The organism is Microbacterium sp. NPDC056057 (assembly GCF_042266945.1).
Classification (GTDB): Bacteria; Actinomycetota; Actinomycetes; order Actinomycetales; family Microbacteriaceae; genus Microbacterium; species Microbacterium trichothecenolyticum_C.
On sequence record NZ_JBHJWS010000003.1, the window covers coordinates 74,182 to 94,485 of the forward strand.

Below are 20,304 nucleotides of genomic sequence, written 5' to 3' on the forward strand. Positions count from 1 at the left end.
GCGGCAGGGGGTATGGCTCCTGCCGCCCGCCCATCACCTGAGGAGGTGAACCGATGAAGTCAGGTGTGAAGGCATCGGCTGAGGTCGAGGAGCAGGTGCGCGCTCTGGTCCGTGAGGGGCAGACCCGGGGTCAAGTGGCCAAGGCTGTGGGTGTGCATCCGTCGACGGTTTCGCGGATCGTTCGCGACACCGAGGGGCTGGACTTCGCCCGCACCGGTCAGGGATCATCGGGCACGCCCGAGGCCATGGCGAAGGCCCGCGGCTACCGGTCCGAGTACATGCGCGAACGGCGAGAGGCGATCGCTGATCGGCTGCTCGGGCAGATGGACAAGACGCTCGACATCCTCGAACGCGAGGAGGACGCCCGGAAGCGTCAGGCTCTCATGCAGGGCCTCGACGCGGCGGCGCGTTCGTACACGAACGTCACGAAGCCCGACGCGGTGGTCAGTGAGCAGGAGGCGATGCAGACCGTACTCAGCACCTTCGACCAGATGCTCAAGGGCGTGAGCCTGGTTGTGGGGCAAGCCGACGCGATCGCTGAACGGATCCGCCAGTCGGGAGAGACCGACCCCAGGAAGATCTACGGCGAGGACGGACAGGCCGAGGTCGGCACATACGGCGCGCGCGCTGGTGACGTCCTCCGCGACGGCCGGCGACGGGCCACCGGTCTAATCCAGGAGTAACGCTTCGCGCCTCTCCCGCGAACTGAGACCCCCGGTACCCACTCTCAGGGCTCCGGGGGTCTCCCGTGTCACGGGAGACCCCACGGAGCGCGGCGCGCAGGCGGTCACGGGCGTACGATGCTCATAGGACGGAGCTGCTCGGGCCCCGGGGAGACCCGGGGCCCTCTTCCATTCCAGGAGAACCATGCGCTACAAGGTCGTAGTGACGAAAGTCGAAGTGGCCGAGTTGTGGGTGCGAGCCACCAATGAGGAAGCCGCGGAGCAGAAGGTCAAAGACGAACTCAAGACTTCGTGGGCGTACGCCGGTCACTGGGAGAGGAAGGCCACCCAGGTAGACGTAATCGAGTCCGATCCCGAGTCGCTGGGGCGCACGCCTCAGACCGCGGAACCGTCTGGCCCGATGTTGCTCAAGTTGAAAGACGCCGCGGCCGAACTCGGCGTCTCTTACGGCACGTTGCACGCGCTGATGAAGGAGGGCGGCATCGAGTACACGAAGGTGGGTTCGAGCAAGTACATCTCACGGGCGTCCCTAGCGGCGTTCGTCGAGGCGAACACGCAACGGTAGGATTGACGCACTGGCCTCCGTAGCTCAGTGGAAGAGCCACTCCGTCCTAAGGAGAGGGTCGGGGGTTCGAATCCCTCCGGGGGCACCACGCGATGAGTCAGATCGCCCGGGTGGCGCCTATAGGTACTTTTCCGTAGCGAGCACGAACTCGCCCGCCACGATGACCGCGGCGTCACACCGCTCCCGGGTCTCCTCCATCTTCCGGTACCGCCGGGTAAACGTCCCCGGCCCGCTCGGCTTGAGCAGATCCAGCTCGTGCGCGACCTGGTTGCGAGCAATGAAGAAGTCGCTGAATCCGTCCAAGACGGCGTCTGCAAGCGGCCCCGCGTCGGGGAGCCCCAGCGCCCGCCGCAGGCTGATTAGTTCCCCGTGACCTTGAAGGCTTCCCTTCGTGAGGTCGGCAATGTACGCATCGCGAAGAGCCTTCGACGCATCGGGACTCATGAGGATCGATTTCGCTTTGGCGGGTTGCTCGGTCGTCAACCGACCGCTATAGCCCCTCAACGCTCCCTTAGCGGCGGAATGCGTCACGAGGAGCGAAGGAAGAGCATCGCGAGTTAGTTGCTTGAGGACGGCGTCAAGTCCGGCACCCGCGAAGACCAGCGCCGAGCGGAGAATATCCACTTCGCCGTGTGAGAGCTTGGCGATCGAAACGCCAGCCTTCACCTTTGCGTCCCGGAGTGCGTGCAAGGTCCCAAACAGCCCGTCGATACTGTCATGCGCGCCTTTTAGACGCCGCACTGCCTCCCGAGTGTGTGTCTTTGATGAGACGACGCTGAGGGGCGTGAGCCGGAGTCGAAGATTTGCCGCCATGGGGGAGAAACTATCGCCTGCACAGGTGCATCAACGCACCCTGGACGGTTGTCCTCCATACACAATCTTCTCGATGTCGTCTGCGACGAAGGCGGGCGGTTCGTGTTCCCAGAAGCGAAGCACCGTCCAGCCGGCTGAGCGAAGGGCCTCGTCGGTGTCTCGGTCACGGAGTCGGTTGCCGGCGATCTTCGGACCCCAGTAGTCGGCGTTCGAGCGCGGCGCGATGAAGTGCTCGGGGCAAGCGTGCCAGAAGCACCCGTCGATGAATACGGCGATCTTGCGACGGGTGAACACGATGTCGGCGGTTCGTCGGATGCTGGGGATTGGCCGGAGGTGGGTGCGGTAGCGCAGGCCACGAGCGTGGAGGATGGATCGCACGGCGCGTTCGGGCGCGGTGTTCTTCGATCTGTTCGCGACCATTGTGAGGCGAGCCTGCTCGCTCGACGCCCACGACTCGACCATGGCTGCAGGCTACTCCATCAGTCAGAGACGCGCTCGAACATGTGTGCTGCTCTTCTGGCGAAAAACCTGCAACACGCGGCAATCAATCCCCGCCGCCGACTAGTCCCCTATCTAGCCTGGCAATACCGACGAAGACGAACAAGACCGAGAGGCCCACCCCGTGGCAAACAAGCAACCAGCACAGACCTTCCGCCTCGGCGAACTGTTCAGCGGACCTGGCGGGATCGCGAAGGGCGCGGCGCTGGCTTCGGGCGTCGCCGGCAACACGATCGCGCACGCATGGGCGACCGACTACGACAAGGACACCTGCGAGACATACCGCACCAACTTCAAGGGTGCGAAGGTCATCCACAAGGACGTCCGGAAGCTCGACATCAAGAATGAACTCGGCCCCATCGACGCGCTCGCGTTCGGATTCCCCTGCAACGACTTCTCCGTGGTGGGCGAGCGCAAGGGCATCGACGGTACATTCGGGCCGCTTTACGAGTACGGCGCTCGCGTCATCGACGAGTACACGCCTAAATGGTTCGTAGCCGAGAACGTCGGCGGGCTCCGCAACTCGAACGATGGTCTCGCGTTCGAGACGATCCTCGACCGCCTGCAACACGCTGCCCCCGAGAAGGGTGGCTACCGCCTGTACCCGCATCTCTACAAGTTTGAGGAGTACGGCGTACCTCAGCGCCGCCACCGCATCCTCATCGTCGGCATCCGAGAGGACATCGACGTGGAGTTCGTCGTGCCCTCTCCGGAGCCGTACAAGGACGCCGACGTTTCGGTCGAGACGGCGCTTAAGGACATCCCCGGTTGGGCCGCTAATCAGGAGTACACGCGTCAGAGTGAGGACGTGGTGAAGCGCCTCAAGCGGATCAAGCCGGGCGAGAACGCATTCACCGCCGACCTGCCCCCGGAGCTGCAGCTGAACGTCGCCGGGGCCAAGATCAGCCAGATCTACAAGCGACTCGAGGCGCAGAAGCCGTCCTACACGATCACCGGTTCGGGCGGTGGCGGTACGCACGTCTACCACTGGGAAGAGCACCGCGCGCTGACCAACCGCGAGCGCGCTCGCATCCAGACCTTCCCTGACAGCTTCGAGTTCAAGGGCGGCAAGGAGAGCGTGCGGAAGCAGATCGGAATGGCGGTGCCCGTGGAGGGCGCGCGCGTCGTGTTCGAGGCCGTTCTCAAGACCTTCGCGGGCATCGAGTACGACGGCATCGAGCCGAACCTGCAGCACCTTGTGCCGCCCCGCCGGGAGGAGGCCGAGCGGATGTCGGTGGCTTCCGCATAAAGTCATGGGCACGGAGGGTGCCCATGTTTCTGAGTAGTGACCTGTTCGATACTGTCCTGACGCGCTACATCGACCGTGGCGCAACCGAGCTTCGCATCGTCTCGGGCTATGCATCGCCCGAGATGTGCACTCGGTTGTTGCTGGCGGCGAAGGCCAAGAACAAGCGACTCAAGATCAGGCTTATCGTCGGCATGACGGGCTACGAGGGCATCACCCTCGACACACACGAGGGCCTGCTGAGCGTCCAGAACGACCCGCCGGAGGATGCAGGTTCCATCGAGGTGAGCTACGTCACCAGCGGGATCAGTGTCCACTCAAAGCTGTTCATCTGGATGCAGGGCAATCAGCCGCTCGGTGCATGGATGGGCTCCTCGAACTTCACGCAGAACGGTTTCGGCGTCGGCTTCCGTGGAAGCCTCCACAAAGAGATCATGACGACCACTGACGTCGAGACCGCTCTCGCCTACTTCGCGGCGATCGAAGGTGTGTCGATCGCGATCGACCACCCCGACGTCGAGAACGAGATCACGCTCCACAACCGGCCGCTAACGACGGCCGCGTCCGTTGCGTCGTCAGAGGGCGAAGTCGAACCGGACTACCTGCAGGCTGAGTCGGTCGTGCTCCCGCTGGTCGCGCTCCGGTCGAACCCCGACACGGGCACCGTGCGCGGGCAGGTCCACATGAAGAGCGGCCTGAACTGGGGTCAGCGACCCGAGGCGAACCGGGAGCCCAACCAGGCGTACATTCCGGTGCCGGCACCGATCCGCCGTCAAGGCTTCTTCCCGCCCAAGGGTGTGGTGTTCCGCGTCACCACGACGGATAACAAGCTCTTCCTGATGAAGGTTGCCCAGGAGGAGGGCAAGGCGTTGGAGACGCCTCAGAACAACAGCTTCCTCGGTGAGTACTTCCGTGGCCGGCTCGAAGTGCCGAACGGCGAACCGGTCGTGCTGGACGACCTGCTCCGGTCGGGCGGGCGCTTCGTCGCGTTCTACCGGATCGACGAGGGCGACGAGGAGCCGACCTACGTCATGGACTATTCCGCCGAGCATGAAGAGCGAGGCGCAGATACTTACAAGCTCTAGTCCTCACGGGGCAGAATCGTTGACCTCCGGCGTGCGCCGGTAGGGTTTGCCCGTGGACATCTTCATCAGCTGGTCAGGCGCGGACACACGCGCCATAGCCGAGTTCCTGAGAGCCTGGCTTCCCAAAGTGTTGATGGGGCGAGTGACACCCTTCGTGTCGAGCCAGGACATCTCCAAGGGTGCGCGCGGCATGGGAGTTATCGCGTCGAGCCTCGAGGGAACCGGTTTCGGCCTTGTGCTTCTTACTCACGCCAACCAAGACGCAAAGTGGATCAACTTTGAGGCGGGAGCGCTCAGCAAGGATCTCGGCACTTCCCTGGTGATGCCGTTGCTCGTCGATCTGACCCAAGCCGACGTTGAGGGTCCGCTCGCGCAGTTCCAGATGACGAGTCTCCGAACGAAGAGCGACATGTGGAAGCTGATCCGCGACATAAACAAAATCCTCGACGGCGGTCCCATGCCGGAGGAGCAGCTTGAGGTTCTCTTCGACAGTTATTGGGCCGAACTGGACGAAGCCGTCGCTGGGGCAGTGAACGGTCGTGAGCCGGCCAGAACCACTCGCGACGAAAAGGACATCCTGGACGAGATCCTCCTGCGGGTGAGACGTATCGAGCGCTCCCGTCGTGACCCGGGACCGGGGTGGGGCACTTCGCGCAAGATCGAAGTGACCCAGCTACTTGAAAAATGCATCACGGGGGCAGACCAAGACTTGCGCTTCCGTTTCCGCGACTTGAGCGAGGGGATGGTTCTGAACGTCGACGCCGGCACCGTCCAGGCGGCTTTCGATGACGACCTCCTACAGGGCGTCGCCGATCGGTACGGGGTGCGCATCGTCCTGGAACCACACGATGTGATGTTCACGCCACGCGGTCGCTTTCGTGATCCGGGCGCTTCCTGGAAGCACTGGCTGTTTAGCCCGGGCGAGCCGGAGCCAAAACTTGTCGACGAACGCCAGCAGGACCGCGCAACCGACAACGCCCTCAGCGAGGAGCTGTATGGGCACCGGGAGGCAGATGCGGAGGCAGAACCGGGCAGCGAGGAGACATAGCAGGCCGTCGCCTCCGCGACACGTCGAACGCCGGTCGATCGAAAAAATGCCTCTTCGGGCGGTAAAATTGTCGGCGTCGATCCGGCCCCGAGAGGGGATTGGCCCCGGCTAGACCTAGCGAGACCCTCGACCTGTGCGGTCGAGGGTCTCGTGCTGCCTCAGGAATTATCGCGACACGCCGGGAGGTCAGGCCCGATTGTTACGGGGGGTCGCGCCTGGTAAAATACAGGGTTGTAATTCCATAGAACGACATCAGGTCGGAGCCTCGGCTCCGGTCGCAGGGGTTGGCCAATATCCCTGCCGATGAGCACTCCCTACAGCGCACATTGAACTACCCATGAGGTGTGGAAGGTCCGCAAGCGGACCGGCCCTGGCGGATGGACATTCCGCCGGAGCTTTCCCTCACAGGTAATTCGGGGTGCGCTTTGTCGTTCGAGGGCATCCCTCCCTTGAGGAGGATGCGGTGGCCACCACAACCACCACCCATTGGGAAGCTCGACCGCTCCCGGCGGAGGACGCGCGCAGACTGTTGAGCCTGCTGTTCGGCCCCGTCGCCGACACCTCGGAGGAGGTGGAAGCGGCATGAGCACCTCGGCCTACCGGCGTTGCCGACGCGAGCAGCGCGCGTGGCGCTTCCGCCACTTCATGACCGACCCCGGCACGTACCGCTACGGCGCGACGGTCCTCGCCGCGTCCACCGTGCTGTCGTCGCTGTGGCTGGCGGTGATCCGGTAATGGTGCGCCTCGACCCTGAGACAGTCGCGCTGCTCCTCCCCGCGGGGAACCCGGCGCTGACCGCGGCCCTCGCCTGGGCAGATCGCGGCTGGCCGGTGTTCCCGCTCGCCCCGCGCGACAAGCTCCCGGTGATGCCGAGTGCGCACCCCAAGGGCGACCCGCTCCGCGGTAAGTGCGCGGGTCAGTGCGGGAAGCTCGGCCACGGCGTCAACGACGCCAGTCGCGACCCGGAGAAGATCCGGCGCATGTTCGAGGGGCACCCAACCGCAGGCATCGGCGGGGCGACCACCGGCCGGCTCGTCATCGACCTGGACTTGCAGGCCGGCGGACGCGAGGTCGAGCAGCTTCCGACGACCCGGACGCACCTCACTGGGCGGGCCAACGGCAACACACACCGTATCTACCTCCTCGGCTCATCCACGGTCGTCCACGCGGTGAAGTCCGGGCACATCGTCCCCGGCGTGGACATCAAGACCGGATCCGGCTCGTACATCTGCCTCCCGCCGACCCGGCACCCGGCCACGGGCCTCCGGTACTCGATGCTGGACGACCAGCCCGAGCACGCGCTCACCGATGCGGACGTGCGCGCGGTCTGGGGCGCATACGGCAAGCCAGTGCCGGGCGACCAGCAGGAGCGGAAGGCACCCGACGCGGGGTCTACGTCGCCCTCCCGTGACACGACGAGCGGCGGAGGTGCCTTCGGTCACTCCGAGGCCGTCCAGGTTCTCCTGAGCCCGCCGAGGCGTGGCACGGGCGAGACCAACGTCGCGCTGTCCAAGGTGGCCGGCTTCTACGCGCGCCTCTTCCGCGACAACCGGGAGATGTATGACCACCACGTCAGGCAGTGGCTTGCTGAGGTCGATCCCGACTACGAGGACCGCGACAAGACCGCCGACTCGATCTGGGAGTCGGAGCACTCCAAGGAAGGCGAGCGGGCGTGGGCCGTCGCCCAGAGCGTCGAGCGCAAGCTGGTCGAGCACGAGGCCAAGATCCTGTTCGGCAAGACCCTCGCCGAGCTCGACCCCGCCGACCCGTTTGACTTCGGCACACTCGAGGAGATCCTGGCCCGCCCGGAGCAGGCGCAGTTCCGCGTTGAGGGCCTCGTCCTCGCGGACGGCTTCACCTCCGTGGTGGCCCAGCGCAAGACCGGCAAGACCACGTTCAACCTGAACCTGGCCGACTCGTTCCTTACCGGGCATGACTTCCTCGGCCGGTTCCCGGTGGTGCCCGTCACCGGCAACGTCGCGATCCTCAACTACGAGGTGAGCGGCTATCAACTCGGGATGTGGGCCCAGAGCGTCGGTCTTGACCGAAACCGGCTGTTGCTGGTGAACCTGCGCGGTCGGCGGAACCCGCTGGTGCACGAGCAGGACCGCGCCGCACTCGCCAAGTTGCTGCGCTCCCGTGACGTCGAGTCGCTGTTCATCGACCCGTTCAGCCGGGCGTTCTACGGGGAGAGCCAGCAGGACAACACCCAGGTGCAGGCGTTCCTGAACGACCTGGACGTGTTCGCTCGCTCCGAGGTCGGCGCACGGGACGTGATCCTCAACGTTCACGCCGGGTGGAACGGGAGCCGCTCGCGTGGTGCGTCCGCCCTGGAAGACCACCCGGACTCGATCATCCTGCTCCGCAAGGACGGCGACGAGGACGACGAGAGCGGCCTGCGGTACATGAAGGCACTCGGGCGCGACGTGGACGTCACCGAGGACCAGCTGCACTTCGACCCGGACAGCCACCGCCTGAGCCTCACCGGCCTGGGCGGGCTCGCCAAGCGCCGCAAGGAGCAGAAGAGCACCAACCTCGGAGGGCCGATCATCGCCGCGGTGAGAGAAGACCCCGGCGCGAATACGACCCAGATCGAGCAGCGGCTCCGTGGCTCCGGCGTCACCTTCCAGAAGGGCGACGTGAACGCGGCCCTGCAGGCGATGGGGGAGGCCGGGACGATCCGCCGTGAGAAGGGCAGATACGGCGCGTTCCTGCATTACCCGGCAGACGGTGCTCTGGATCTCTCGACGGCTGCGGGGGAGGTGTCGCGCGATGACTTCTGAGCAGATGTCCCCCAGATGTACCCCGAGCGATGTCCCCCAGATGTCCCCCGCTCGCTCCGGCCCGTCGTTTCGGGGGTCCCCCGGGGTCCCCCAATGTCCCCCGGAAGGTGCCCCGCCCAGGTTCCCCCGCGCCCCTTTATGGGGCGGGGGAACGGGGGACCCCTGAGGCGAGCCGGGGCAAGACCGCCGACGAACCGAACCTTCCCACCGTTTCCCAACCTCTCGCGCGCGATGGAGGCGCTCTCATGACCGATAGCCAGACCACTACCGATGCAGCTCGCGTCCAGCGCGTCGTCGCACGCATCCGGCGCGCCCTAGCGGGTGAGGAGGGCTGTGTGGCCCGCGCGACACTGCGCCGCCGGATCCCCAGCCGGGACAAGCACCTCTACGACACGGCCCTGGACCTGTTGCTCGCGGTCGGTGACGTCGTGGCTCTGCCGGCGGCGCACGGTGGCACCCGCTACCGGCTCACCGATTCCGCACGCCAGCCCTCGGCGGGATCACCGTCCCGCTAAGAAACCAGACCGCCCGGTGTCGTCGCCGCGTTCCCGCCCGGAATCATCCGCGCGGCGGCACCGGGCCCAACCAAGGAGTTACTGATGAACAAGTGCCCTCACGGCCTCGACAGCAGCTACGACTTCTGCGAGCCATGCCTCGCGGCGCTCGCCGAAGGTGACGCCGTACTCGGCCGGTTCCAGCTGGTCGGCCCCGGCGCGGGCCTTGCCGTCGACTTCAAGGACGGCCGCGTCACCGTGTACATGGTCAACGCCGACACCGTGGTGTCTGGCGGCGGCGGCATGGCGGACGGGTGGGTGACGTTCGACGAACAAGCAACGAGCGCACCGGACGTCGAGCTGCACCCGCCCGTCGACCCGAGCGAACTCGGCGACGCATCACCCCGGGATCTCGCCGACCTCTGCGAGCACGTAAGCGAGTTTGCCACCGAGATCCTGCCCTTCCTCGAGTCCGAGATCGACCGAGGTACGTCCGCCGAGGAGATCTTGCGGGGGTTCGTGTGGTGGCTTGACCAGCGCGGCACCAAGCCGCTCGCACGTCGGGTCTTCTGGGCGGCCGTCCAAGTCCTGATCGCGGCGGCGCTCGCATACGGACACCAGGAGGAGGAGTTATGAGCGGCGATCCGTTCGAGCCGGTGGGGCCCAACGCCTCGCCCCTCGGCCCCGCCGAGGAGTGGGCGGAGCCGGCTGCGCGTCCTGGGCACCGCATCGGTGCCGATGCCGGCAGCCGAGGCGTGACGGGAGGAGGCGCGGTGACCGTCCTAGACGTGCCAGCCCTTCGCTCGTTGCCTCTTGGTGATCCGGGCATCAGCGCTTCGCCCAATGCCGATGAGCACCCCCATGCCGATCCACAGCAGCACGTAGCCAAGTGCGAACGGTTGGGCCTGCTCCCAAGCCTTGCCCGCGGCGCTCTGCGGCATCATCCCGACTGCGCTCATCAACCACGGGACGATCACGAACGCGGCGGGCACGATCATCAGGACCGCGATCCAGGTTGCGGCACGCCCCAGCCATGCCAGCACTTCGTCCAAGCCCGCACTCCTTCGTTCCGTAGCGGAAGCGTATCAACGCGCCCGAACGCCGCAGTTCGCAGTAGGAACGCACGCCCTGACTGCGATCTGGTCGAACCGCTACTTCACTTCGAGCAGCTCGTTGAGTTTCTTGTAGACCGCCTCGTAGACCTTCATGAAGGTCGTGTTGCCGAGGGTGCTGTCGTCGTACCGCCACTCCCGCTTGGTGAGCGCGTAGGTGATATCGACGGCGTGCTTCTGCTCGGCTGCCGCCATAGCCCATACGCGGATCTTGTCGGCTTTGGCGCTCCTGAACACGTCCTCGTCGCGAGTGAGGAAGATCACCGCACCGGTGTCGAGGTTGTACCAGTACCCGTCGAACGCCTCGGTCTTGTTGCCGACGGCTTTGTTCACTTTGGGCGGTTCGAAGTGTCCTGCGATGAAGAGCCACACGTTGCTCACAGTACCGCCCACAAGGCGGGGTCCTATCCGACGCATTTAGGACCGAAGGTGTCGGCGCTCGACGTGGATTCTTGTGCGGCGAGGTCGTGCATGGTGGAGTTCGCCCCGCGATCTTTCAACGAGAACACGGGAGCGTGACGCGGTGGCACTGGACGTCGACTCTGGCCGCGGAGGGGTTCTCCTCGAGTCGCCGGGTGGCGGGGGTTCACAGTGAGCATGTCCCTACCGCTTACGGTTCTTGCGCCCGACGCCCTTCCCGTGACCGACCGCGCCCCGGTGGCCCTCGTACCCGTCCCGGTCCTCCCGAGTCCACGGAAGACCCCACCGGAGGCCAGGGAGCTGTACTCCGAGCTGCTGGACGCCGTGGGGTTCCTCGCGGAGGCGGGCCGACCGACCCCGTGCTCGGGTGAGGTGTCCGAGTGCTGGACCTCGGATGTGGCCGAGCAGCAGGAGTACGCGACCGACCGGTGCATGGAATGTCCCCTCGCGGAGCAGTGCCGGCAGTACGCGCTCGCGGCTCGGGAGACGGCCGGGGTGTGGGGCGGATACATCCCGGACGAGGCACGTCGGGAGGCCGTGCGACAGGCGCGTTCGGCGCGGTTAGCTCGACATCGCCGCGAATACTTGTGGCCGGATTTTCGGCGTGATTTTCTGGAATGTGGTGCAGATAACCCCAGATCAAAGGACAGAAACGGATACCCCAAGATGAACGCGAAGGCACTCAAGACCAGCGGAACCTGCAACTGCGGATGCGGCGACGCGACCGGCCCCAAGGCGATGTACCGCCCGGGGCACGACGCCCGGCACGTCTCGTCGCTGATCGCCTACCTGGAAAACGACGTGGCGGACGGCAAGAAGATCACGGCCCGCGAGATCGCGAGCCTCGCCAAGCAGCTGCCGTCGGCACCCCTGCAGGCGAAGTTCACCCGCGCGGCCCAGCGGTTCGCCGCCAACGTCGCCGCTAAGTCGGCTGAGAAGGGCGGTGAGGCCGCGTGACTGACGACCAGGCACGTTCCGCCGAGATCGCCGGGGAGATCGGCGCTCGGATCCTCGCCAAGCAGGCGGCGGCTGATCTCAACCCGGCCGACGTCGGCGCGCATATCGCGCTCGTGTCGACCTCGGACCCGCACACCCACCTCCGGCCGAACGCCACGGGCGTGGTGACCGGCGTCGATGACGCCGGGACCGTCCAGGTGGCCTGGGACGACGGCTCGACCCTCGGCCTCATTCCCGGCGAGGACCAGTGGCGTCGGGTTCACCCGCGCTGGTACGACGCCCCGATGTCGGAGGTGACCCCGTGACCATGACGGACATCCAGCCCAAGCGATGCCCGCACTGCGGCGAGTTTCGCCCGCTCGACGCGTTCGCCCTCCGCAACAGAGGCAAGCGCAAGCGCCAGTCCTGGTGCCGCACCTGCATCGCCGAAACCAACCGTTCCCGCCGAGAGGAGGCCCGCCGTGGCTGAACACCGCAAGCGCGCCGCGTACTACGCCCGTGTCAGCACCGACATGCAGGTGGACAACACCTCACTGCCAGAGCAGCGCGAGATCTGCGAAGCCACGATCACAGCCCGCGGCTGGGAGCTCGTGGACGCCTACGTCGATGAGGGGCTATCGGGTACCGACTCGAACCGCCCCGAGTGGCGGCGGATGCTCCAAGACGCCCACGACGGCAAGATCGACGCCGTGGTGGTCGCCAAGCTCGACCGGTTCGCCCGGAAGGCCGGTGACGCGATCCGCGAGACCGACCGACTCGCCGACATGGGCGTCGACCTCGTGGTGGTCAAGGAACAGATCGACATGAGCACCCCGGCAGGCCGCGCCATGCGGACCATGCTGGCTGGGTTCGCGGAGTTCGAGCGCGACACGATCGTCGCCCGCACCGCTGCTGGTCAGCGCGCGAAGGGTCGCGCCGGAGGCTGGGCCGGCTCGAAGCCGCCGTTCGGGTGGCGACTCGAAGGGCTCAAGAAGGACGCCCGCCCGGTGCCCGACGACCGCGAGCGCGAGGTGCTCCGTGCCATGCACCAGCTGTTCGTGAAGGATCGTCTGTCCACCGCTGAGGTGGCCGAGCACCTGAACCAGATGGGCCTGCGCCCGCGCCAGGCGTCGGCGTGGCAGTACCAGACGGTTCGGCAGACCGCGACGAACCCGACCCTGTGGACGGCCGAGACCACGTGGGGAAAGACGCACTCGGGATACCGCGCGGCGAACTCCCACGCCACGAAGGTGAACCGGGACGGCACCCCGAAGTACGGCGACACTGTGACGGTCAGCCTGGGCGACCCGGTGTTCACCCGGCAGGAGTGGCAGGCGCTACAGCGCGCGGTGAACCGCAAGGCATCGTGGACGCCCTCGACACCTCAGCGCCAGATGCTCACGGGTCGTCTCTTCGGACCCTGCGACCTGTCTAAGCACTACGACGGGGTGACCACCAAGTCGCGCCCAAACCCGTACTACGTGTGCGCCGGTCGGCGGTACCGCACCGCGACCTCGCCGCGCTGCTCGTGCTCGCAGGTGAAGGGTCCCGCGATCGACGAGCCGGTGTGGGCGGAGATCGCGGCGATGCTGGCCGATCCCGAGCGACTTGAGCGCATGGCGCGGCAGTGGCTGGAACTTGATGACGACGCCGACCTGACCGACGGCGCGCCGATGATCGCGGCGCTCCGCAAGCAGGAGGCCACCCTCGAACGTGCGCTGACCCGGGCGAAGGATCTGTACCTCATGGCCGATGACCCCGCCGAGCACCTGGTGACAGTGGAGCGTCTGCGGGGCGACCTGGCGGAGGTGCGGGAGCGCCTGGCGGCGCTGGCGTCGATGCACGCCCGACGTGCCGACGAGGCACAGCGGATCACGGACGTGGCGGCGCTCGCCGAGCGCGCTCGCGGCCGTCTGCAGGACGCCTCCGCGGCGATGCGCCGCGAGGTCGTCGAGCTGCTCGATGTGCGGGTGATCGTGTCGGACATCGTGTCGGGCCGACCCGGTTCGATCACGATTCACGGGGTGCTCGACCCGTCAATGTTCCTGGCCTCCGAGGACGCAGAACGCAAGCCAGCCGAGTACGAAGGCTCTTTCCGCTCGTCTTCCTGATCCTGCCGCTCAGCGTGCTGTTCGCGGTGTTCCCGGGGATCTTCATGCTTCGACTCGGACTCGGCTGACGGCCGGAAGGAGAAATGATGAAAGCACGGATGCTGCGCCTCACGGCTCGTCTTCGCACCACCGCGCGCGACCTCGCAGACGACGAACGGGGTGATGTCCCCGGCTGGGTCCTCATCACGCTCATGACCGCCGGGCTCGTCGTGGTGATCTGGGCGATGGCCGGGCCCGCCCTTGCCGACCTGTTCGAGCAGGCGATCAGCCGCGTCTCCGGGCTCTGACGTCTTGCGTGTCGGCCTGGTCCGCGCATTGTCGAGCCTGCGCGCCCGACTCGACGCTGACCTGCACGACGACGCCGGGGCGAGCCCCGTCGAGTTCGTCCTCGTCGGCACGCTGCTCACTGTGCTCACCCTGGGTGTGTTGCAGTTCGGCCTCGCCGTGTATGTCCGCAACGTCGTGCACGACGCGGCCGTCGAGGGGGCCTATCACGCGGCCCTCGCCGACACGACGCTCGCCGAGGGTGCGCAGCGCACGCGCGACATCGTGGGTCGCGCCATCGGCGCCGAGTACGCGACGGACGTCAGGGTGCAGGAGACGGCGGCGCTCGGCCAGCGGACCGTCGAGGTGCGAGTCGAGGCGACCCTGCCCCTCGTGGGCCTGCTCGGTGCGCCGCGCGGAATGGAGGTGACGGCGCATGCGCCCGTCGAATCGTTCGACTGACGGGCTCGCGGTGGATCCGCTCGGAGACGACCGCGGCTCCGCGGCGCTCGAGTTCATCCTCGTCGGGCTCCTCCTCCTGGTGCCCCTCGTCTACGTGGTCGTGGCGCTCGGCCTCATCCAGGGGCAGAGCCTCGGTGCCGAGGCAGCCGCACGTCACATCGCACGCGCGGTGTCGACCGCCAGCGACGTGGACGACGCGCGCGCCCGGGCCGACGCGGTGCTCGCCGCAGTGGCGGAGGAGTACGGCCTCGACGATGTCGACCTGTCCATCGACTGCACGCCATCGGGCGCCGCCTGTCCGCGGGCGGGTGCGACCCTGCACGTGCGCGTCCGCACGACGGTCACGCTGCCGCTCGTGCCGCCGGTGCTCGACCTCGACCGCATCGCCGCGGTCCCGATCGAGGCGTCGTCCGCACACAAGGTCTCGCGCTTCTGGAGCGAGCGGTGATCGCTCAGGTGACGCGCGTAGTCGCCCGCAGGAACAAGGCGGGCGACCCCGACGACGCGGGCAGCGTCCTTATCCTCACCCTCGGCTATGCCGTGCTGGCGATCGCGGTGATCCTCGTCTGCACGGCGGCGACGAGCCTGTACCTCGCGCAGAAGCAGCTCGACGCGGTGGCGGATGCCGCGGCTCTGGCCGCGGCGGACGGCTTCGACCTTTCGGTGGTCGGCGGCGAGCCGGTCGCCACGCTGACCGACGCGGGCGTGCGTCGGGAAGCCGAGGCGTTGCTCGGATCCCTCGGACCCGAGGCGCGACTCGTCTCGGCTTCGACCCCCGACGGAGTCTCCGCGCGGGTGACGGTCGCCGGGCAGTGGCATCCGCCGATCGTCACCGTGTTCGTGCCCGCCGGCGTCGCCCTCGAGTCCACCGCCACGAGCCGCACCGCGCTGCGCTGACGCGGGGGCACCGCGGGTGCTACGCCTCAGAGGTCGCCGTGGCGCGTGCGGCGAGCGCCACCGCCTCCATGCGTGAATGCACGCCGAGCTTGCCGAGCAGGTTCTGCATGTGCGCGCCGACCGTCTTGATGCTGATCCCCATCTCGGTGGCGACCTGCTTCTGCGACATCCCCTCGGTGGTGAGCGCGAGCACCTGTCTCTCCCGCGGGGTGAGCGACGAGAGCCGCCGGAGGTCTGCGGTCGCGCCGCGCGCCGGCCGCGTGCGCTCGATGAGCCGTCTCACGCGGGCGAGGAACTCCTCGGCGTCCATGGACTCCGCCGCATAGTCGTCGGCGCCCACGAGCAGCCCGGCGACGACGTCGGCGGGCGTCGTCCGATCCGCCGACACGAGGACTGCGGGCATCTCGGGCCCGTACCGATCTCGAAGCTCCCGCAGGAACCCGCAGCCGCCGTCCTCGACCTCGAGGATCGCCACCTCGGGCGCCACGCCGTTCAGCTGTGCGGCGGCCTGCGTCGCCGTCGCGAATGCCACCGCGGACAGCCCCAGCCGGCCCAGCAGCGCCACATATTCGGTCCTGACGTGGTCACCTGCGACCACGAGTGCGAATGACTCTTCCGTGCTCACGATTCCTCCCCGAATCGCGCGCCCTCCCGCTGGGACCGATGACCTAGGGAGTTCCCCGGAACTCCCCATCCGCACTTCACCCAATGGTCGCGTCCCCACGCGGTTCATAGCCTAGGCCCAGCAATGGCCTGGGGAAAGGGGAGGACCATGTCTCAGGACAAGCGGCGGCGCGCGCTCGCCGCGGGGATCACGGGCTGTCTGGTGGCAGCCTTCGTGCTGGGCGGTGCGGTCGCCGCGTCAGCTGCGGATGGACCGTACAACATCGACGGGAACGTACCGGACGCGAACACCGCCAACCTGTCCGACCTGTTCGGCAGTGTCAAGGAGCTCGGACCGGCCAACTCGAACACGACGAAGATCGGCGTCATCCACAACGACGCACTCCCGACGCTCGACACCACGAACCCGAACGCGCAAGTGGATCTGCGTCAAGCGTGGCTCGACACCGAACGTGATCCTGCGGCGCCGAACCACGACTGGCTCTACTTCGCCTGGGAGCGCGACAGCAACAGCGGCAGCGGCTTCATCGCCTACGAGTTCATGCAGGATCCGGCTCCGTCGGGCTGCGCGTATGACACCGCCACGGACGCCCAGCTCATCACCAACTGCAACCCGTGGGCGAACCGCAGGGCCGGCGACTTCATGATCCTCTGGGACCAGCAGGGCGGCAGCAGGGATCTCTACCTGCGCACGTGGAGCGGCACGAAGCCGAACCTCACCCTGGGCGCGCCGACGTTGCTCGACGCCAACGTCTCACAGGCGGCGTACAGTGCGGACGGCTTCCGAGGTGAAGCGGCGGTCGACTTGACGGCCACCATCTTCGGCGGCTCCACCGCCTGCAAGACCTTCGCGAACACGATCCCCAGCACGGTGACCGGCAACTCCGACACCGCCGACTACAAGGACACGATCCTCAAGAACGCTCCGCCGATCACCAACTGCACGTCGACCACGGTCACCACGCCGAAGCTCGGTGACGGCACGACCAACGTCCCGGCCGGCGGTGCGTCCATCGGAACGGGCGTCCTCGCCGTCAAGGACTCGGCGGTGGTCAGCGTCATCGGCGGGACGGCCACTCCGGCCGGCTCGGTGGCGTTCTTCCTCTGCAAGGTGGACGCACCCGGTCTGTGCACGAGCCCGAACGGAACCTCGGTCGGCAGCACGAACCTCACCGGCACCGCGTATCCGGTGACCGTCGTCTCTCCGACCGCCTATGTCACTTCGGCAGGCAGATATTGCTGGCGCGCCACCTTCACCGGTGACTCCGCCAACGGCATCCCGAGCTCCGGCGACTCGAGCGCGACCGAGTGCTTCACCGTGAATCCGGTGACACCGACCCTGTCCACGAGCGCAGGCGTCGACGTGCTTCTCGGCACGGCGGTCACCGACACGGCCACGCTCGGAGGCACCGCGACGCAGCCGGCCAACCCGGTGATCAACCTCACCGGTACGGGGGGCGCTCCGGCGGGCGGCACGATCACGTTCACGCTGTACGGACCGAGCACCACCGGCTGTGGCGCTCTGGTGTACACGTCGCCGACGGTGGCGGTCAGCGGGAACGGTACCTATTCCACGCCGAACCCGCAGTTCGTGCCCACGTCGCCCGGTGACTACCACTGGGTCGCGGAGTACAGCGGCAACCCGCCGAACACCAACACGCAGGCGCACAACACCGCGTGCACCGACACCGCCGAGGACGTGACGGTCACCGCCATCCAACCGACGATGACGACGGCGCAGCGCTGGACGCCGAACGACTCCGCGACGATCACCGCATCGGCAGGCGGCAACCTGGCCGGCACGGCATCGTTCACGCTGTACCCGACGACCAACTGCGCGGGCACGCCGGTGCTCCCGACGATCAACGTCCCGGTGGCGGGCGCGTCGCCGCAGACGCCGAGCACGGCGAACACGGTCGCGGTGACGACGGGCGGCTCCTTCTCGTGGAAGGTCAGCTATGACAGCACCAACCCCGCCCAGCTGGACATCGGCGACACCTGCAAGGAGGTGTCCACCCTCACGATCAACAACAACTTCGTGCAACCGTGATCAACGGATGACGGGCTGAACGGCCGGTCGGGCACGATCACGACGGATGGCGTCCGGATCACGATGTCCGGGCGCCATCGGTGTGCTGCGCCCCGACGCAGGGTGGATCCGCCGGATGCTCTCGGCTAGAGTGTCGCGGAGTCGGTGCGAGCGTCATGCCGCACCCCGGACCGGAGGGAGGAAGAACGATGGCTGTCTCTGTCGCGCCTCGCAACCCCACCCCCTTCCGCGAGGTCGCCCGCACGCGTTGACCCGTCGGCGACCTCCTCTCCTGGAGTGTCCCACCGATGTCATACGAACGCCTCGACGCGTCCGCATCCGTTCTCTCGCCGGATCTCGAACCCGGCCCCGATCAGCGCTGGTCCACGTGGCCCGCGTCTCCGCCCACCCAGCGCGGGCCGCTGCCGCACCCGGAATGGGTCGTCACCGCGTCCGGCGCGTTCGACACCGAGCTGGGTGTCGTGAAGACCGGCAAAGAAGCCGACGTGCACCTCATCGAGCGCGCGGTGCCCGGCACCGCCGGCGTGCTCCTGGCCGCCAAGCGCTACCGCAATTCGCATCACAGTGACTTCCACCGCTCGGGCAGTTACGAGGAGGGGCGCACGATGCGCAACACCCGCGACGCCCGAGCTGTGAGTCGCAGGTCGGCGTACGGGCGCTCGGTCGCCGCCGGCCACTGGGCGGTGAGCGAGTTCGATGCGCTCTGCCGCGCCTGGCGCGCGGGGGTCCCGGTGCCGTACCCGGTGCAGGTGAGCGACACCGAAGTGCTCATGGAGTTCGTCGGCGAGGGGCGGGCGGCCGCGCCACGACTGGCGCAGAGCCGGCTGCACGGAGAGCAGCTGCGCAGCGCCTTCGAGCAGGTGGTCGGCATCCTCGAGGCGTTCGCGCATGCGGGATTCGCGCACGGCGACCTCTCGCCCTACAACCTGCTCGACCACGACGGCCGTGTCGTCGTGATCGATCTCCCGCAGATCGTCGACGTCGCCGCGAACCCGCAGGGCATCGACTTCCTCCACCGCGACGTCGTCAACGTCTCGACGTGGTTCACCCGTCGCGGGCTCGAGAACGACCCCGAGGAGGTGTTCGCCCACCTCGTCGCGATGCTCTGGTGAGCGTGCGTCAGGTGGAGTCGCGCACATTGATCGTCGGAGTCAGCTGGACCTGCTGCGAGGGCGCGTCCTCGCGCTGCTCGAGTCTCATCAGGCACGTCTCGAGCGCACGGCGCCCGACGGCGAGCTTGGGCGGTGCGATGGCGGTGAGCGGCACGCTCGCGAACGACGCGATCTCGTCGTCGTAAGCGACGATCGCGAAGTCCTCCGGCACGCGCAGCCCGCGCCCCTCGGCGATGCCGAGCAGCCCGACGGCGAGATCATCGGGCAGGACGATGGCGGAACGGATGCCTGTGGCCAGGCACTCGTCGAGGAAGGCGCGCAGCACATCCGAGGTCGAGCCGTCTCCCCAGCGCGGCGAGGGCGCGGTGGTCACCGGTGCGTCGACCATGCCGTGGCGTCGCGTGGCGCGCGCATGGCCGAGCGCGATCCACGGCGCCGTGGCCGTCTCGCGCAGCAGCAGGCCGACCCCTCGATGCCCGCGCTCGGCGAGGTGGTCGACCGCGAGCTCGGCGCCGAAGCCGTGATCCGAGCGCACCGAATCCACCCGGAGGGTCGTCGGCACGCCCTCGGGGGAGCGCTCCACCAGGACCACCGGGGTGCGGATGCCGGCGATCGTCTCCCACGTCGCGGTGTCCTCGATGCCGGGTCGGGCGGTCACGAGCATGATGGCGTCGACGCCGGCGGCGTCGAGCCGCGTGAGCTGATGGATCTCCTCGCGGGGGTCATAGTTGGTGGTGCCCAGGACGATCCGGATGCCCGCGCCCCGCGCCGCCTCACCCACCCCGCGGATCAGGGGAGGGAAGTAGTAGGCGGCATCCGGCACGATGAGTCCGATGGTCGCCATCGGGCGCGCGGACGTGCCGATCCGACGGCTGCCGGTGGCGGGGGCATCCGCGGTCTCGGGGAGCACCGCACCGCCGTGTACGCGGCGGATGAGTCCTCGATCGGAGAGCACGGCCAGGTCACGCCGGATGGTCATGCCGCTGAGACCGGACCGCCCGGCGAAGTCCGCGACCTCGATGCGCCCCCGCAGGACGATCTCGCGCAGGATCCGCTCCCGGCGCTGTTCGGCGATCATCGGCCGCCCCCTTCTCTCGATGT

At 67.5% G+C, this 20,304-nt stretch carries 26 protein-coding genes, 1 tRNA gene and 1 pseudogene; 22 read left to right on the forward strand and 6 right to left on the reverse strand.

Annotation, left to right across the window (positions count from 1 at the left end; translation table 11 throughout):
- Window positions 1–95: 95 nt before the first annotated feature.
- The 3 genes from ACFC1K_RS12390 to ACFC1K_RS12400 all read left to right on the forward strand — a co-directional run bounded on the left by ACFC1K_RS12390 (window position 96) and on the right by ACFC1K_RS12400 (window position 1,336).
- Entirely contained in the window at window positions 96–683 is a 588-nt protein-coding gene (locus ACFC1K_RS12390) for a helix-turn-helix domain-containing protein (protein WP_375871868.1), read from the forward strand.
- A gap of 184 nt (window positions 684–867) precedes the next feature.
- Entirely contained in the window at window positions 868–1,248 is a 381-nt protein-coding gene (locus tag ACFC1K_RS12395; RefSeq protein ID WP_375871869.1) for a helix-turn-helix domain-containing protein, read from the forward strand.
- 13 nt (window positions 1,249–1,261) lie between these two features.
- Window positions 1,262–1,336 (forward strand) — tRNA-Arg (locus ACFC1K_RS12400).
- A gap of 29 nt (window positions 1,337–1,365) precedes the next feature.
- Here the strand turns inward: ACFC1K_RS12400 and ACFC1K_RS12405 are convergent.
- Both ACFC1K_RS12405 and ACFC1K_RS12410 read right to left on the reverse strand, forming a co-directional pair.
- The gene (locus ACFC1K_RS12405; RefSeq protein ID WP_375871870.1) at window positions 1,366–2,061 is read right to left on the reverse strand and encodes a hypothetical protein; all 696 of its coding nucleotides are present in this window, start codon (window positions 2,059–2,061) and stop codon (window positions 1,366–1,368) included.
- A gap of 30 nt (window positions 2,062–2,091) precedes the next feature.
- Complete coding sequence (locus tag ACFC1K_RS12410; RefSeq protein WP_375871871.1) at window positions 2,092–2,523, reverse strand: very short patch repair endonuclease; 432 nt, start codon at window positions 2,521–2,523, stop codon at window positions 2,092–2,094.
- Window positions 2,524–2,683: 160 nt separating this feature from the next.
- Between ACFC1K_RS12410 and ACFC1K_RS12415 the strand changes: the two genes are divergently transcribed.
- From ACFC1K_RS12415 to ACFC1K_RS12450, 8 genes are all read left to right on the forward strand, one after another.
- Window positions 2,684–3,808 carry a DNA cytosine methyltransferase gene (locus ACFC1K_RS12415; RefSeq protein ID WP_375871872.1) on the forward strand — a complete coding sequence of 375 codons (1,125 nt, stop codon included), beginning with the start codon at window positions 2,684–2,686 and terminating at the stop codon, window positions 3,806–3,808.
- Window positions 3,809–3,831: 23 nt separating this feature from the next.
- Window positions 3,832–4,890 (forward strand): restriction endonuclease PLD domain-containing protein, encoded by a 1,059-nt coding sequence (locus ACFC1K_RS12420; protein ID WP_375872403.1) that lies wholly within the window; start codon window positions 3,832–3,834, stop codon window positions 4,888–4,890.
- Window positions 4,891–4,942: 52 nt separating this feature from the next.
- Window positions 4,943–5,938, forward strand: a complete 996-nt coding sequence (locus ACFC1K_RS12425; protein ID WP_375871873.1) for a TIR domain-containing protein — start codon at window positions 4,943–4,945, stop codon at window positions 5,936–5,938.
- Window positions 5,939–6,401: 463 nt separating this feature from the next.
- On the forward strand, window positions 6,402–6,524 hold the full coding sequence (locus ACFC1K_RS12430; RefSeq protein ID WP_375871874.1) for a hypothetical protein: 123 nt from the start codon (window positions 6,402–6,404) through the stop codon (window positions 6,522–6,524).
- The gene (locus tag ACFC1K_RS12435) at window positions 6,521–6,673 is read left to right on the forward strand and encodes a hypothetical protein (RefSeq protein ID WP_375871875.1); all 153 of its coding nucleotides are present in this window, start codon (window positions 6,521–6,523) and stop codon (window positions 6,671–6,673) included. Before ACFC1K_RS12430 ends, ACFC1K_RS12435 begins: the two co-directional genes overlap by 4 nt.
- On the forward strand, window positions 6,673–8,721 hold the full coding sequence (locus tag ACFC1K_RS12440; protein ID WP_375871876.1) for an AAA family ATPase: 2,049 nt from the start codon (window positions 6,673–6,675) through the stop codon (window positions 8,719–8,721). Before ACFC1K_RS12435 ends, ACFC1K_RS12440 begins: the two co-directional genes overlap by 1 nt.
- A 335-nt stretch (window positions 8,722–9,056) precedes the next feature.
- Window positions 9,057–9,236, forward strand: a complete 180-nt coding sequence (locus ACFC1K_RS12445; protein WP_375871877.1) for a hypothetical protein — start codon at window positions 9,057–9,059, stop codon at window positions 9,234–9,236.
- A gap of 84 nt (window positions 9,237–9,320) precedes the next feature.
- Window positions 9,321–9,851, forward strand: coding sequence for a hypothetical protein (locus ACFC1K_RS12450; protein ID WP_375871878.1), 531 nt, complete (start codon window positions 9,321–9,323; stop codon window positions 9,849–9,851).
- A 146-nt stretch (window positions 9,852–9,997) separates the two neighbouring features.
- Here ACFC1K_RS12450 and ACFC1K_RS12455 read toward each other — a convergent pair whose 3' ends face one another.
- Both ACFC1K_RS12455 and ACFC1K_RS12460 read right to left on the reverse strand, forming a co-directional pair.
- Complete coding sequence (locus tag ACFC1K_RS12455) at window positions 9,998–10,267, reverse strand: hypothetical protein (RefSeq protein WP_375871879.1); 270 nt, start codon at window positions 10,265–10,267, stop codon at window positions 9,998–10,000.
- 99 nt (window positions 10,268–10,366) lie between these two features.
- The gene (locus ACFC1K_RS12460; protein WP_375871880.1) at window positions 10,367–10,708 is read right to left on the reverse strand and encodes a hypothetical protein; all 342 of its coding nucleotides are present in this window, start codon (window positions 10,706–10,708) and stop codon (window positions 10,367–10,369) included.
- Between the two features lie 216 nt (window positions 10,709–10,924).
- Here ACFC1K_RS12460 and ACFC1K_RS12465 point away from each other — a divergent pair.
- The 9 genes and pseudogenes from ACFC1K_RS12465 to ACFC1K_RS12505 all read left to right on the forward strand — a co-directional run.
- Window positions 10,925–11,257, forward strand: a pseudogene (locus ACFC1K_RS12465) (WhiB family transcriptional regulator); the annotation flags it as partial.
- Between the two features lie 156 nt (window positions 11,258–11,413).
- A complete protein-coding gene (locus ACFC1K_RS12470) occupies window positions 11,414–11,704 on the forward strand; it encodes a hypothetical protein (protein WP_375872422.1) in 291 nt (96 codons plus the stop codon).
- Complete coding sequence (locus ACFC1K_RS12475; RefSeq protein WP_375871881.1) at window positions 11,701–12,009, forward strand: DUF4314 domain-containing protein; 309 nt, start codon at window positions 11,701–11,703, stop codon at window positions 12,007–12,009. The genes ACFC1K_RS12470 and ACFC1K_RS12475 overlap by 4 nt, the downstream gene beginning before the upstream one ends.
- Window positions 12,006–12,173 (forward strand): hypothetical protein, encoded by a 168-nt coding sequence (locus tag ACFC1K_RS12480; RefSeq protein WP_375871882.1) that lies wholly within the window; start codon window positions 12,006–12,008, stop codon window positions 12,171–12,173. The genes ACFC1K_RS12475 and ACFC1K_RS12480 overlap by 4 nt, the downstream gene beginning before the upstream one ends.
- On the forward strand, window positions 12,166–13,794 hold the full coding sequence (locus ACFC1K_RS12485; RefSeq protein WP_375871883.1) for a recombinase family protein: 1,629 nt from the start codon (window positions 12,166–12,168) through the stop codon (window positions 13,792–13,794). The genes ACFC1K_RS12480 and ACFC1K_RS12485 overlap by 8 nt, the downstream gene beginning before the upstream one ends.
- An 86-nt stretch (window positions 13,795–13,880) precedes the next feature.
- A complete protein-coding gene (locus ACFC1K_RS12490) occupies window positions 13,881–14,081 on the forward strand; it encodes a hypothetical protein (RefSeq protein ID WP_056368355.1) in 201 nt (66 codons plus the stop codon).
- Window positions 14,082–14,085: 4 nt separating this feature from the next.
- On the forward strand, window positions 14,086–14,520 hold the full coding sequence (locus tag ACFC1K_RS12495) for a TadE/TadG family type IV pilus assembly protein (RefSeq protein WP_375871884.1): 435 nt from the start codon (window positions 14,086–14,088) through the stop codon (window positions 14,518–14,520).
- A 10-nt stretch (window positions 14,521–14,530) separates the two neighbouring features.
- Window positions 14,531–14,968: a TadE family protein gene (locus ACFC1K_RS12500; protein ID WP_375871885.1), complete on the forward strand. Its 438-nt coding sequence runs from the start codon at window positions 14,531–14,533 to the stop codon at window positions 14,966–14,968.
- Between the two features lie 8 nt (window positions 14,969–14,976).
- Window positions 14,977–15,417 carry a pilus assembly protein TadG-related protein gene (locus tag ACFC1K_RS12505; RefSeq protein WP_375871886.1) on the forward strand — a complete coding sequence of 147 codons (441 nt, stop codon included), beginning with the start codon at window positions 14,977–14,979 and terminating at the stop codon, window positions 15,415–15,417.
- A 19-nt stretch (window positions 15,418–15,436) separates the two neighbouring features.
- On the opposite strand, the gene ACFC1K_RS12510 is transcribed toward ACFC1K_RS12505, so the two are convergent.
- Window positions 15,437–16,042 (reverse strand): LuxR C-terminal-related transcriptional regulator, encoded by a 606-nt coding sequence (locus ACFC1K_RS12510; RefSeq protein ID WP_375871887.1) that lies wholly within the window; start codon window positions 16,040–16,042, stop codon window positions 15,437–15,439.
- 147 nt (window positions 16,043–16,189) lie between these two features.
- On the opposite strand from ACFC1K_RS12510, the gene ACFC1K_RS12515 reads away from it, so the two are divergent.
- The gene (locus ACFC1K_RS12515; protein WP_375871888.1) at window positions 16,190–18,091 is read left to right on the forward strand and encodes a hemagglutinin; all 1,902 of its coding nucleotides are present in this window, start codon (window positions 16,190–16,192) and stop codon (window positions 18,089–18,091) included.
- Window positions 18,092–18,378: 287 nt separating this feature from the next.
- A complete protein-coding gene (locus ACFC1K_RS12520) occupies window positions 18,379–19,203 on the forward strand; it encodes a serine protein kinase RIO (RefSeq protein ID WP_375871889.1) in 825 nt (274 codons plus the stop codon).
- Window positions 19,204–19,210: 7 nt separating this feature from the next.
- Here ACFC1K_RS12520 and ACFC1K_RS12525 read toward each other — a convergent pair whose 3' ends face one another.
- On the reverse strand, window positions 19,211–20,281 hold the full coding sequence (locus ACFC1K_RS12525) for a substrate-binding domain-containing protein (RefSeq protein ID WP_375871890.1): 1,071 nt from the start codon (window positions 20,279–20,281) through the stop codon (window positions 19,211–19,213).
- Window positions 20,282–20,304: the final 23 nt, after the last annotated feature.